Source organism: Flavobacterium sp. LC2016-01 (assembly GCF_009711135.1).
Taxonomy (GTDB): Bacteria; Bacteroidota; Bacteroidia; order Flavobacteriales; family Flavobacteriaceae; genus Flavobacterium.
In genome coordinates this window covers 417,340-428,607 of sequence record NZ_WMIC01000002.1, presented here as the reverse complement: position 1 = coordinate 428,607, position 11,268 = coordinate 417,340, and the positions used below count along the sequence as shown (strand labels likewise).

Here is an 11,268-nt window from a genome sequence, read left to right as displayed (position 1 = left end):
GCTTTTCATTGGTCTAACTACTAAACCAGCTACGAGTTACAAAGTCGTAGCAAAACAACACAACTAATCTTAGATACCGTATTTGGGCAAAAAAGCCTTTCTTAAAAGAAAGGCTTTCCCCAATATTGCGGTCTGGACGGGACTCGAACCCGCGACCCCATGCGTGACAGGCATGTATTCTAACCAACTGAACTACCAAACCTCTGCGTTATTGCGGTTGCAAAGATAGTACAGAATTTCATTTCTGCAAGTGTTTTGATAAAAAAAATTAAATAAATTTTTAAATCATTAGCCAAAGTTTTGTTTTTCAACTAAATATGTAGTCAATATTTTTTCAAAATTATCGCCAACATTGACCGGAACATACTTAATTTGGTTCTTTGCACACGTTAAGGCAAGGTTTTTAAAGTAAGCTTCTGCTCTTTTTTCATACTCCACTTTAACATTATCAGCAAAAATGGATACTTCTTCGCCTGATTCTAAGTCGATAAACTTTCTTGGAGCATTGTCAAAGTCAAATTTTAGTTCTGTTTCGTTATCAACTACATGAAATAAAACTACTTTGTGTTTGTTGTGTTTTAAGTGCTGTAAAGCGTTAAAAAGCTTTTCATCATCTTCCGACTGAAACATATCCGTAAACAAAATAATCATCGAACGGCGGTGCATTTTCTCCGCTATTTGATGCAAATAGGTAATCGTATCGGTCGTTTTTTTGACTTTTGGCTGAATTAACAATTCTTCCAGTTTATTCAAAAGCATTCTGTGATGGCGATCGCTCCCTTTTTCGGGCGCGTAATATTCGTATTTATCGGAGAAAACGCTTAAACCAACGGCATCGCGCTGTTTCTTTAAAATATTCATTAAAACCGCCGATGCCAAAACTGCAAAACCAATCTTCTTTTCATAAAAAGGCTGATTCGATTTCAGTTCCGGATAATGCATTGATGACGAATTATCAACAATCAAATGACAACGCAAATTGGTTTCTTCCTCAAAACGTTTTGTGTATAAACGGTCTGTTTTGGCAAATAATTTCCAATCGATATGTTTGGTGCTTTCTCCTGCATTGTAGACTTTATGCTCGGCAAATTCAGCCGAAAATCCATGAAACGGACTCTTGTGCATTCCAGATATAAAACCTTCTACAACCTGATTCGCCAGCATTTCAAGATGCTGAAAACTGGAGACTTTCTCTATTTCCGATTCAATTTTCATTCGGTTTCTTTTTTAATATTTTGGGCGCGGTACAAACCGTCTGTCGCCTGCAATAATTTTCGTTTTAATATCGGACTAAAATTAGGGTTTTCTTTTAAGAATCGCTGTACTTCATCAAAAGCATATTTTGAAGAATATTTGCCAACTGTATTATTCAGCCAGTCTTTCGGAAAGAAAATATCGCCGGTGCGCTGAATTTCATCAACCAAATCTAATGAAAATCGGATATATTTCTGTGCACTTTCCTGACGCAAAGGATGATGAAAATTAGCCAAACCAACAGAAACCCACGATTCTTTTTCTCGGTTTTTATCTTCTTTTAAAGATTCCATAAAAGCATTTCGAACCGATTCGTCTTTTGATAATGATGGCAATAAAAATTCAAAACGCTTTTGTTTATCCGGATTTGTAATCGTAGTTCTTGTTTTTTCTAAGATTTCATCTGCTTTTTCATGTTTGAAAATCGCCAGATTCATCGCCATATTGGTATAATCATCTTCGTTCAATTTCAAATTTGGAATCACGATTTCTTTATTCCAAATCTGATACAATTTGGCTTTCGCCGAATCTGAATACGCAATTGAGCTGAATAAATTAAATAACGTCTTTTTGATGTTTGCTGATAAATTAGCCTGCAAGCGAACATTTAAAATATCTTCAAGCTGTTTCTGAACTTTATTCTGCTGTTTTTCGGTTAAAAATTTCCAGTAAATGGTGTTTAAATTATTAGAAGCAATTCTTAAAACCAATTCATTTTCTTCGGTTTGAATTCCCTTAAAAAAACAATCAAACGCTTTGATCGGTGCAACATTCCCATTTAAGGTATTTTCATAAAGATTACTGTAACTCGAAGCTCGTGCAACTTCATCTTTCAATGTTGAAATAGGATCTAAATTATTCCCGTCAAGCGGAAAAACACCGTATCCAAAACCATTATAATTGTAAACGATATGAAGCGGTTTTTCTAGTCCGATTGCTTCTTTCAACAAAAGAGTTTTGTCTGTAATATTGACATTTAAAACCTTTACATTAGCTGCATAAACTAAACCTATCTGAAAAACCTGAGGCCAAACATTATTTGATTTATCCTCTGCTTTTTGAATAATTTCAAGTTTCTTGATTCGGTTTTTAGCATCGTATTCAATCTTATCTGAAAAAATCGCTCTTCCTGATTTATTAACCCAAACTTCACTCCATTTTTTCATATCGAGCGGCGTTTCGGCATCCAGAATTTCCACAAGATTGTTCCAATCTGCATTGTCGTTGGCGTATTTTTTAATATATTTTTCGATTCCTTTCTGGAAAGCTTCTTTTCCCATCGAAGCTTCAAGCTGGCGCATCATAATGGGCGCTTTGTTGTAAATAATGGCGCCGTAAAGTGAACCTGCATCTTTCAAATTGGCTAAATGCTGTTTGATCGGATGCGTGCCCAACGAGCGATCTTCCGCGTAAGCGTTACTATAATGCGCCGAGAAAAACTGTAAATTATGATTAACTTTCGGGAAAATTGGGTTCATGATTTTATCGGCCATAAAATTCGCAAATACCTCTTTCATCCAAACATCGTCAAACCATTTCATGGTTACCAAATCGCCAAACCACATATGCGAAGTTTCATGCGCAATCAATTTTGCACGATCTAATTTCTCGCTGTCGGTTGCGCTGTTGTCCAAAAACAAAGTCGATTCGCGATATTGAATCGCACCAACATGTTCCATGCCACCATACTGAAAAACCGGAATCGAAGCAAAATCTAATTTCTGAAATGGAAACTTCTGTTTGGTATATTTTTCTAAAAAGTCCAAAGATTGCTGATGCAGTTTGAAAATCGTATCGGTGCTAAACTGAATTTTCTCTGGATTATTTTCACGATACAACAGGGTCATTTCTAAATTTCCAGGTTGCTGCGTTGCACTTTTGAATTTTCCGGCAACGAAAGAAAATAAATACGTACTCATTTTATCTGATTCTCCAAAAGTATAGGATGTGAAATCCCCTTTTTCGATTTTCTCTTTGACATCGGCTCCGGCCAAAACCGACCAATCTTTAGGAACGTTCAAACTTAGTTTATAAGTAGCCTTAATATCGGGCTGATCAAAACAAGGAAATAAAGTGCTCGCTCGATCTGGAACTAATAAGGTATAAAGAAAATCGTCGTTTCGGTTTAAAGATAAATTTCCGGCAATGAACGAAATGGAAATGGTGTTTTTTCCTGAAATCAAACTTTCAACCGGAATTACAATATGTCCCTTTTCATGAACAATAGCGATTCTTTTTCCGTTTGCGTCAACTGTTTTTATGTTCTCCGTTTTCTCTTTAAAATCTAATTGCAAAGGCTGACTCAAATCAGATAAAGTCAAATTTAAAAACAGAAGTGATTTAATATCATCATTCTTTTGATTGGGAATATCAAAAAACAATTTGTATTGAACATCTGAAATCTGTTTTTTACGAAAGTGAGCCAATTGCTCTGAAACTCCATTTTCTATAATTAGATTTTCTTTTGATTTTGATTGAGAAAAACCAATCGTAATGATCAAAAAAGAGACAAGAAAGCTGTGAAGAATTTTCATTTTAAAGGAATATAAGATTCGTTAAAAATAAAAAATGTTTGCCACGAATCGCACTAATTTCCACGAATTAAAATTTAGGTCTGATTTATTTGCCACAGATTTAAAGAAAGTGCGTTTGTGGCTTTGACAAAGAGATTGCTAAGTTGAAAAAAGTCTAATCAAGAATCTGCATGAAAAACATAGCCTGCGGTTTCAACCGCAGGGACATATTATATTAACACAATACGTTTCCCGTGGTTGAAACCACGGGCTATATTGAATATTTTTGAGAAAATTTTGCACTAATTATTTAAAGTTTAAAAAAGAGTTAGATAGAATTACATGATTTTCACAGATTAAAATCATTTGATTTATTTAATTCTAACCAAAATTTTAGATAAATAATTCGTGAAAATTCGTGCAATTAGTGGCGAAAAAAATCTTTTTAATCTGTGTATCCTGATAGCTATCGGGAGTGGCAAAAAAAGCAAATAAAAAAGGCTTGACTTTCGCCAAACCTTCTTTATATAAATCATAATCTTACGATTACAACAAAGCGTCTAAACTATCTGCGTAGGTTTGTTTTGGAGCAACTCCAACTTGTTTTCCTACTACTTCACCGTTATGAAACACCAAAACGGTTGGTATGTTGCGCACACCATATTTTGCAGCGAATTCTTGGTTAGCATCTACATCTACTTTACCAACAACTACTTTACCAGCGTACTCGTCGCTCAATTGGTCAATGATTGGACCAACCATTCTACAAGGACCGCACCATGCTGCCCAAAAATCTACCATTACTGGTTTATCTGACTTTAAAACTACTTCGTCAAAAGTAGCATCTGTTATTGCTAATGCCATAATAATTTGTCTTTAAATGTTATCTCAGCTTCTGTCCCAAAGGACAAGTTTTTTGTTCTTTTCTAAACTGAGGTACAAAGTTAGAAATTAAAAACAAATGATACACCATTCATAAATTAGTTTTGATTATAAAAGTATTGTAAATAATTATATCATAAATTCAATTCGAAAACACAAGCTTAACATTATAGTAATTTGAAAATCAGAAATTTAAATATGATTGTTTTTTGTAGTATCTTTAATCAACCATTAAAATTTTCCAGATGAAAGAAACTTTGCATCGAATAAAAGTCTTTTTGCAGTCGGCTGGTTTTAGAAAATATGCCAAACGTTTTGGATTTTTTATTTTAGGATTAATAGCGCTTCTCTTAATTGCCTGTGGCGGATTATCGATTTATTTCAACAGAAACAAAACCGAAATTATTGCCAAAATCAATACCAAAATAAATGAGAACATCAACGGTAAATTCCACATTGGCGATTTTCAATATAAATTTATAACTGGTTTTCCGAATTTTACGCTGGCGTTAAAAGATGTTGAACTAAAAGACAATCAATGGAATACGCACAAACATACTTTGCTGAAAGCACAAGAAATCGAGGTGCGATTAAATGTTTGGAGCTTATTGCAAAAGGAAATCAACATTCACAAAGTTCTTATTAACGATGCTCAGATTTATGTTTATAAAGCTGAAAATGGTTATTCTAATTCAGATATTTTTAAGAAAAAGAAGAAAAAAGCTCCAGAAGATAAATCGAAACCCGAAACTACAATTGATCAAATCGACCTTAATAATGTTCGTTTTACGATAGACAATCATGTTGGGCATAAATTATTTGATTTTGCAGTTGCGAGTTTAAAATCGAAAGTAAATTATGATGGCGACAACTGGCAGACAGATCTTTTTCTGGACACTCAAATTAACAGTCTTGCTTTTAATACCGTTCATGGAAGTTTTGCCAAACAAAAACAGCTCAAAGGAACGTTGAAGGTTTCTTATTCTTCGGATAAAGAAAAAATTGACGTTAAGACTGATGGTTTAAAAATTGGAACCGATTCTTTTGATATTACTGCGTTTTTTAATTTGGGAAAAAGTAATTCGCTTTTCGGAATTAATATTGGAACTTCAATTCTATGGCAAAATGCATCCAATTTACTTTCCGGAAATATCAGTTCAAAACTAAATCGCTTTAATTTAAAGAAACCTATTGACGTTAATTGCGACATAAAAGGCGATTTGAGTGCTGCGGGCGATCCAAGAATTGTAGTTCAAGCCATTATTAAAGACAATGAATTGAGTATTCCCGACGGACAGCTGAATGACTGCAGTTTTAAAGGGATTTTTACCAATAATTTCAAACCAAAAGAAGGCTTTTCCGATGCCAATTCGGCTGTAATTTTGACACGATTTTCGGCTACTTATGAAAATATTCCATTGAAAATCCCACAATTATCAATCAATAATCTTGAAAAACCGCTTGCAACCGGAACCGTAAGTTCCGATTTTGATGTAAGCAAACTCAATGAAATCAGCAATGATAAATGGATTCAATTTTCGGAAGGACATGCAACAGCAAATTTGCAATTTCAGTTTGATATTGTTGATTTATACATTAATAAGCCAAAATTTATTGGGAATGTAAACGTAACAAATACTTCATTTTATTTTATTCCGAAGAATATTCACGCCGAAAAAGTAAATGTACAGCTTGAGTTTACACAAGAAGCTTTGCTGATTAAAAAAATCGCCTACAAACACAAAAAGAACACCATTTATATTGAAGGTAAAATTGACAATTTCCTCAACCTTTATTATGATGCGCCGGAACAAATGGTTGTAAATTGGAACATTCATTGTCCAAATATTGATATCAAACAATTTCTGGGTGTTTTAGCAGCTTCTAAAAAACAGAAAACCGTGGCAAAAACTGCCAAACCAACAGTTTCACGTCATTTGCGAACTGTAATCGAAAAATGCTCCGTAGTAATTGACATTAAAGCCGACAATATAACGTACAACAAACTCACCGCAACTAATACAACGGCGAGAATCCAGATGCTGAATTCGAAATTGGTTATCAAAAACGGTTTTCTGCAAACTTCAGGAGGAACTATTTCTTTTAATGCCGAAGTTTCGCCAAACGGAAAAAACTTCGCTTTCGGGTCAAATGCTCAGGTAAACCGAGTTGATATTGCAAGTTTTTTAAAGTCTTTCAACAACTTCGGAATCAAATCTTTTTCTCCAAATAACATCCACGGAAGATTAACCAGCACCGCCAATGTTACCGGTTTGATGAACAGCAATGGTGAATTGATTACAAATTCAACCCACGGAAGTTTGAATTTTAATGTCAGCCAAGGCGCTTTGGTCAACTTTGAACCCATTATGAAAGTGGGAAAATATGCTTTCCCGTTTCGCGATGTTAAGAATATTACCTTCAGTGATTTGTCTGGTGATTTTAAATTGCGAGGCGAATTAGTAGATATTAATAAATTAACAATCAGTTCGAGTGTTTTAAATCTTGATGCAAATGGCGTTTATTCCTTTGGCCGAGGTACAAATTTGGCACTTACAATTCCGCTCCGAAATTCTAAAAACGACGCCAAACTTTCTTCAAAAGAAGAACGAAAAGCCGTTCGAGAAAAAGGTATTATTCTGCGTTTAGTGGCTTATGATGATAATGGGAAGATGAAGATTAAGCTTGGGAAGAAGGAGAAAGAGAAGTAAAATTTTAACTTTGTTCAAATAGTGCAATTTTAACAGAACAACCTATAACCCATTAAATACCACTAATTATTAAATTCCAACTTCTTTAATAATTAAATCATGGATTGTTTTACGCCCGAACAGCGCTCCAAAAACATGCGTGCGATAAAAAGCAAAGACACCAAAGAAGAAATCGCTTTGGCAAAAGCGCTATGGCATATTGGATACCGCTACCGTAAAAACAATAAAAAGGTTTTTGGCACTCCAGATTTGACTTTTGCAGCTTTAAAAATTGCCATTTTCGTTGACGGTGAATTCTTTCACGGAAAAGATTGGGAAACCAGAAAAAAACCGCAGACCAATTCAGAATATTGGATCAAAAAAATAGAACGTAACATGCAGAGAGACCTCGAAGTCAATAGCTATTTAGAATCTCGCAATTGGAAAGTTTTACGTTTTTGGAGCAATGATATTAAGAAGAATTTGGGTGCTTGTATTTTGGAAATTCAGAATACGATAATTTTCAGATCGGAAATGATGGCAAAAATTCCTTCTTCTTTAGAATGATAAAAAAGTGGCTAATAATTTCATAATGTTTTATTAACTCGCTTGGCATTTTCCTTTAAAAAAGATAGCTTTGAGAGACAATCATAAAATTTAAACCATTATGAAGATTCAAATCAACACCGACAAAAACATTGAGGGACACGCAAGATTAGAAAGCTACTTTTCTGAAGAATTAGAAAAAGGTTTAGCTCGTTTTGAAGACAAAATTACCCGTATTGAAGTTCATTTTGGGGATGAAAATGGGGAGAAATTCGGTTTGCATGACAAAAAATGCTTAATCGAAGTGCGTCCGCAAAAATTACAGCCTATTACCGTTACAGAACACGCCGAAACATTAGAAAAAGCTTTTAGCGGTGCTCTAACCAAAATTAAAAAATCACTAACTACAACTTACGAAAAACAAAAAGCTTTTTAAATTTTAAAGTATATAAAAAAAAAAGACGTTTCAATTTGAAACGTCTTTTTTTTATAGTTTGAAAAGTGACAAAGGTCTAGAGTTACAAAGGTTTCTTTGCGTCTTTGCATCTTTGTAACTTTGTAACTTTTTTTATGACTTAGGAAGAGGCGCTCCTACAGCAATATCACATCTGTGTCCTGCCTGCCCGTGTGGCGGATTCATTCCTTCGGCTACTGTCTGCGCTGGTTCGGTGCTTAACAAAGCCGGAACCGCATTATTTCCTGCAGGCGGCGTTACGGTAAACGATTGTGTAGCACTTCCGCTTTGTGCTGTATTTGTTGCTACAGGTTTTACAACTGGAGAATTTAAAGGCGCACCAACCGGAATATCACATCTGTGACCTGGTTGTCCATGCGAAGGATTCATCCCTTTTCCAACTTTTACCGGTGCAGTAACTGTAGTTGTAACTACATTTTTTTGATTTGGATTTACCTGAACCACTTGTGGCGTTTGGGTTGTTACCACTTGTCCTTGCTGTGGCGGAGCCGAATTTAATGGCGCGCCAACGGCAATATCACAACGATGTCCCGGCTGTCCGTGAGCAGGATTCAATCCTTTTGTTTCTCCTAAAACTGTATTTGGGTTTGCCGTCTGAGTTTGTACAACGGACGTATTTGTCGCAGTTTTTATGGTATCTTTTGCAAGTCCAAGTCGGACCAATTCTGATGTTGCAGTATTTTCCTGAGGTTCTAATTCTTTTTTACAAGAAATAAAAAGCAGTGAAGAAAAAGCCAGCGAACTTATTAAGATTTTCGGATTCATAATTGTGGTATTTTAAAGCACTCAAATATAAAAATTTTAAACTATATAAGTGATTTGTGATAATTTAAGTTTTATGTAGAGTTATTTTAATATTTGGCTTTTCAAAACTCATTAAGTTAAAAAAAAAACCATCAGTTATGCTGATGGTTTTTATCTTATATACTAAGGGTAAAATCCTTTCGGTCAAATTACATGTAACTTAAAATCTCTTTTTTATAAGCATCATATTCTCCTTGCATGATTAAACCATTGTCAAGAAGTTTTTTGTAGTTCTGTAATTTATCAAAAAGTTCTTCTTTAGATAACTCACTTAATTTACGGTCTCCTGTCGGAGCTTGAGTTTGAATTGGTTCAAAAGTTTCAGTATAAGCTGGAGCAGAAGGCAAGATTTCAGCAAAACTTGTTACTTCTTCTGTTTCTATTTCTTCAACTTCTTCCTCTTCTTCAACTTCTTCTTCAACTGTTTCTTCTTCAAAAATTGGTTTAGCAGTTTCTTGAACAGGTGCTCCTGCAACAACAGGGTTTTTTAATAAATCCAATTGTTCTTTAGCAAAAGTATAAATTTTTCTAGCTTGAATTTTTGGAATATAATCAATAGTAACAGCTAAATCTGTTTTTGTTGCAAAAGAAAATTCAGAACCTAAAATGTTTTCTTTTACAAAAGTACTTGCAATATCATCCCAGGCATAATCTGTAAAATCCATAGAAAGTCCTAAATTTTTAGGTTCACAGATGATGATACGTTTGTTTGTTACTACAATACTATCAGGAAAAACAGTAATTGCAGGTTTTTTTTGTACAGCGATATAACCAACTTCTTCACCTTTCATCAATAAATCTGTAAGTTTAGAAGTGATTTTTTCAATCGCTTTTGGATCTTGTTCTTCGTTTAGAAATTTTTTAAATTGTTCTTTCATGATGCTATAAATTGCTAATTTGCAAACTGATTCGGGTTTTTAAGTTTCGATCTTACTCTGCAAATGTAATGCCTAATTTTTTAATTCAATAATTTCATTTTGAATTTTCTTTGTCAAACTTTTGAACACCAATTCATACGAATGATCTATTAATTCTTTGACAAGTTTGTCTGGAAGATTTCCGTTTAAAGCAATCGTATTCCAGTGTACTTTGCTCATATGAAATCCCGGTTTTATTTCGTCATATTCTCCTCGGAGTTCTTCTGCACGGTCCGGATCGCATTTTAAATTAACTGAAGGCTCATTTTTTTCCCATTGTGATAAGGAAGATAAAGCAAACATTTTGCCGCCCACTTTAAAAACCAATGTGTCTTCATCAAAAGGAAAATGTTCACTGACCCCTTTTTTTGAAAGACAATATTCGTAATACGTTTCTAAATTCATAATTGTTTATTTACCAATTTCACCTAAATGCGTGTATTTAAAGCCTTTTTCATATTTCAGTCCGTAGCCAAAAATTCGATCCATTGCCGAATGTGAAAATAAAATAATTCCGGCTAATTGAACACTTTCGATACTGAAATAACATCCTAAACCATAAATTAAAAGTGCAATTCCTTTATGGTGAAAGACATTGTATAAAAATGCACCAGCTTTATTCCCAAAAGCATATCCAATCATAGACAAATCTGGAGCTAAAATTAAAACCAAAAACCACCACCAATCATAATTTAACTGGTTGAAAAGAAATATTCCGAGAATAAATAAAGCCGTTTCTTCGAGTTTTAATACTATTTTCATTTGACTATTTTTTCCATCATCTTTTCAGGATGATTGAGTTTTGTAAATCCGAATTTCTCGTATAAAAAGTGTGCATCGCTTGTCGCCAATCGCCAGATTTTAACTTCTTGCAATTGAGGTTCATTCATCATCGCTTCAATTAAAATTGATGAATATCCTTTTCCACGATGTTCCTCCGTAATAAAAACATCCATCAAATAAGCGAAAACTACATAATCCGTAATGGCGCGCGCAAAGCCAATTTGTTTGTCATCTAAGTAAATTCCAAAACAAACCGAAGCATCAATTGTGATCTGCACTTCTTCAATCGTTCTTCCCGCAGCCCAGTAAATGTCTTTCAAAAAGTTTTGTATAAATGGAACGTCGAGTTTGGTTTTATCTGTTGAAACGGTTATCATTAGTGGTCAGTGTTCAGGTTTTGAGTG

Annotated in this window: 11 protein-coding genes and 1 tRNA gene; 3 read left to right on the top strand and 9 right to left on the bottom strand. The window is 34.3% G+C overall.

All coding sequences use genetic code 11. The annotated features are described in order from the left end of the window. Positions 1-128: 128 nt before the first annotated feature. The 4 genes from GKZ88_RS06235 to trxA form a co-directional block, all read right to left on the bottom strand. A tRNA-Asp gene (locus GKZ88_RS06235) sits at positions 129-202 on the bottom strand. An 86-nt stretch (positions 203-288) separates the two neighbouring features. After that, on the bottom strand, positions 289-1,215 hold the full coding sequence (locus GKZ88_RS06230; RefSeq protein ID WP_155101519.1) for a DUF58 domain-containing protein: 927 nt from the start codon (positions 1,213-1,215) through the stop codon (positions 289-291). Further along, positions 1,212-3,788: a M1 family aminopeptidase gene (locus tag GKZ88_RS06225; protein WP_155101518.1), complete on the bottom strand. Its 2,577-nt coding sequence runs from the start codon at positions 3,786-3,788 to the stop codon at positions 1,212-1,214. The genes GKZ88_RS06230 and GKZ88_RS06225 overlap by 4 nt, the downstream gene beginning before the upstream one ends. A gap of 525 nt (positions 3,789-4,313) precedes the next feature. Continuing rightward, on the bottom strand, positions 4,314-4,631 hold the full coding sequence (gene trxA, locus GKZ88_RS06220) for a thioredoxin (RefSeq protein WP_012023423.1): 318 nt from the start codon (positions 4,629-4,631) through the stop codon (positions 4,314-4,316). 263 nt (positions 4,632-4,894) lie between these two features. On the opposite strand from trxA, the gene GKZ88_RS06215 reads away from it, so the two are divergent. From GKZ88_RS06215 to GKZ88_RS06205, 3 genes are all read left to right on the top strand, one after another. Further along, on the top strand, positions 4,895-7,360 hold the full coding sequence (locus GKZ88_RS06215; protein ID WP_155101517.1) for an AsmA-like C-terminal region-containing protein: 2,466 nt from the start codon (positions 4,895-4,897) through the stop codon (positions 7,358-7,360). 99 nt (positions 7,361-7,459) lie between these two features. After that, positions 7,460-7,906, top strand: coding sequence for a very short patch repair endonuclease (locus GKZ88_RS06210; protein WP_155101516.1), 447 nt, complete (start codon positions 7,460-7,462; stop codon positions 7,904-7,906). Between the two features lie 100 nt (positions 7,907-8,006). Next, positions 8,007-8,321 (top strand): HPF/RaiA family ribosome-associated protein, encoded by a 315-nt coding sequence (locus GKZ88_RS06205; RefSeq protein WP_155101515.1) that lies wholly within the window; start codon positions 8,007-8,009, stop codon positions 8,319-8,321. Positions 8,322-8,453: 132 nt separating this feature from the next. Here the strand turns inward: GKZ88_RS06205 and GKZ88_RS06200 are convergent, their stop codons facing one another. The 5 genes from GKZ88_RS06200 to GKZ88_RS06180 all read right to left on the bottom strand — a co-directional run bounded on the left by GKZ88_RS06200 (position 8,454) and on the right by GKZ88_RS06180 (position 11,241). Further along, complete coding sequence (locus GKZ88_RS06200) at positions 8,454-9,125, bottom strand: hypothetical protein (RefSeq protein ID WP_155101514.1); 672 nt, start codon at positions 9,123-9,125, stop codon at positions 8,454-8,456. Between the two features lie 188 nt (positions 9,126-9,313). Then, complete coding sequence (locus tag GKZ88_RS06195; RefSeq protein WP_155101513.1) at positions 9,314-10,042, bottom strand: PH domain-containing protein; 729 nt, start codon at positions 10,040-10,042, stop codon at positions 9,314-9,316. Positions 10,043-10,114: 72 nt separating this feature from the next. Further along, on the bottom strand, positions 10,115-10,486 hold the full coding sequence (locus tag GKZ88_RS06190; RefSeq protein WP_155101512.1) for an MmcQ/YjbR family DNA-binding protein: 372 nt from the start codon (positions 10,484-10,486) through the stop codon (positions 10,115-10,117). A 6-nt stretch (positions 10,487-10,492) separates the two neighbouring features. Further along, a complete protein-coding gene (locus tag GKZ88_RS06185) occupies positions 10,493-10,843 on the bottom strand; it encodes a DUF4260 domain-containing protein (protein ID WP_155101511.1) in 351 nt (116 codons plus the stop codon). Continuing rightward, positions 10,840-11,241: a GNAT family N-acetyltransferase gene (locus GKZ88_RS06180; protein ID WP_155101510.1), complete on the bottom strand. Its 402-nt coding sequence runs from the start codon at positions 11,239-11,241 to the stop codon at positions 10,840-10,842. The genes GKZ88_RS06185 and GKZ88_RS06180 overlap by 4 nt, the downstream gene beginning before the upstream one ends. Positions 11,242-11,268 lie beyond the last annotated feature (27 nt).

Bases quoted from the DNA above. Each gene is read 5' to 3' on its own strand.
- GKZ88_RS06205 (WP_155101515.1), top strand. From the start codon at position 8,007: ATGAAGATTCAAATCAACACCGACAAAAACATTGAGGGACACGCAAGA.
- GKZ88_RS06210 (WP_155101516.1), top strand. From the start codon at position 7,460: ATGGATTGTTTTACGCCCGAACAGCGCTCCAAAAACATGCGTGCGATA.
- GKZ88_RS06180 (WP_155101510.1), bottom strand. From the start codon at position 11,241: ATGATAACCGTTTCAACAGATAAAACCAAACTCGACGTTCCATTTATA.
- GKZ88_RS06185 (WP_155101511.1), bottom strand. From the start codon at position 10,843: ATGAAAATAGTATTAAAACTCGAAGAAACGGCTTTATTTATTCTCGGA.
- GKZ88_RS06230 (WP_155101519.1), bottom strand. From the start codon at position 1,215: ATGAAAATTGAATCGGAAATAGAGAAAGTCTCCAGTTTTCAGCATCTT.
- GKZ88_RS06225 (WP_155101518.1), bottom strand. From the start codon at position 3,788: ATGAAAATTCTTCACAGCTTTCTTGTCTCTTTTTTGATCATTACGATT.
- trxA (WP_012023423.1), bottom strand. From the start codon at position 4,631: ATGGCATTAGCAATAACAGATGCTACTTTTGACGAAGTAGTTTTAAAG.
- GKZ88_RS06215 (WP_155101517.1), top strand. From the start codon at position 4,895: ATGAAAGAAACTTTGCATCGAATAAAAGTCTTTTTGCAGTCGGCTGGT.
- GKZ88_RS06200 (WP_155101514.1), bottom strand. From the start codon at position 9,125: ATGAATCCGAAAATCTTAATAAGTTCGCTGGCTTTTTCTTCACTGCTT.
- GKZ88_RS06195 (WP_155101513.1), bottom strand. From the start codon at position 10,042: ATGAAAGAACAATTTAAAAAATTTCTAAACGAAGAACAAGATCCAAAA.
- GKZ88_RS06190 (WP_155101512.1), bottom strand. From the start codon at position 10,486: ATGAATTTAGAAACGTATTACGAATATTGTCTTTCAAAAAAAGGGGTC.